Annotated in this window: 1 protein-coding gene; it reads left to right on the forward strand. The window is 68.8% G+C overall.

The window, feature by feature from the left end:
• Nucleotides 1-138 precede the first annotated feature (138 nt).
• Nucleotides 139-966, forward strand: a complete 828-nt coding sequence (locus ACFW2Y_RS36005) for a transposase family protein (protein WP_384888009.1) — start codon at nt 139-141, stop codon at nt 964-966.
• Nucleotides 967-1004 lie beyond the last annotated feature (38 nt).

Raw genomic sequence — 1004 nt, forward strand, 5'->3', positions numbered from 1 at the left:
GAGGTCTTCTCGGCAACGTGATGGTTGCGGTGCGTGACAGCTTGCGGGTGGCCTGGGTGATGACCCGACGTCAGACATGCGTGAAGCCCCTGGTAGGAACGGGTCTGCGAAGATCAAGTTCCGGCCGAGAGGCTTCACGTGCCGTCCAGTATCACCTACACCGCCGTCCTCGATGTCCGCAGGGCGACCGCCGAGCATCTCGCGGCGCTGCTGCGCGGCCATCGCGACCGGCTGGGAACCCGCAAAGGCACCCGTGCCCTGGGCGTCTTCAAGCAGGCCGTGCTCGTGCTGCGCTGGTTCGTCGACGGTACCCGGCTCGTCCAGCTCGCCCGGGACAACGGCATCGCGACGCCGACCGCCTACCGCTACCTGCACGAGGGCCTGACCGTACTCGCCGACCACGCCCCGGACCTGTCCACCGCGCTGGAGCGGGCCGCGGTGGCCGGATACACCCACCTCAACCTGGACGGCACAGTGATCCGCACCGACCGCGTGGCCGCCGCCGGCCCCAACAAAGCCGACCTGTGGTGGTCCGGGAAACACCGGCACCACGGCGGGAACGTGCAGGTCATCGCCGCCCCGGACGGCTGGCCACTGTGGGTCTCCCCGGTCCGACCGGGCCGCGAGCACGACACCACCTGCGCTCGCGCCCACGGCCTGGTCGACGCCCTGAACCGGCTCGCCGCCACCCTGGGCATCCCTACCCTGACCGACCTCGGCTACGAGAACATCGGCGACGGGTTCCGCCACCCGGTCAAGAAGCCCAAGGGCGGCGAACTCGCCGAAGAACACAAGACGTTCAACGCGGTGATCCGGGGTGTGCACGGCGTGGCGGAGCGTGCGAACGCCCTGCTGAAGGTCACCTTCAAGGCCCTGCGCAGGGTCAGCCTCGATCCGTCGGCCATCACCCGGATCGCCCGAGCTGCCCTCGTCGTCCTGCAGCTCGAACACGGCCGCACCGCCTGAATGAAGATCACAAACCGTCACGAGACGTTACCGAGAAG

The organism is Streptomyces sp. NPDC058877 (assembly GCF_042742855.1).
In the GTDB taxonomy this organism is placed as follows: domain Bacteria; phylum Actinomycetota; class Actinomycetes; order Streptomycetales; family Streptomycetaceae; genus Streptomyces.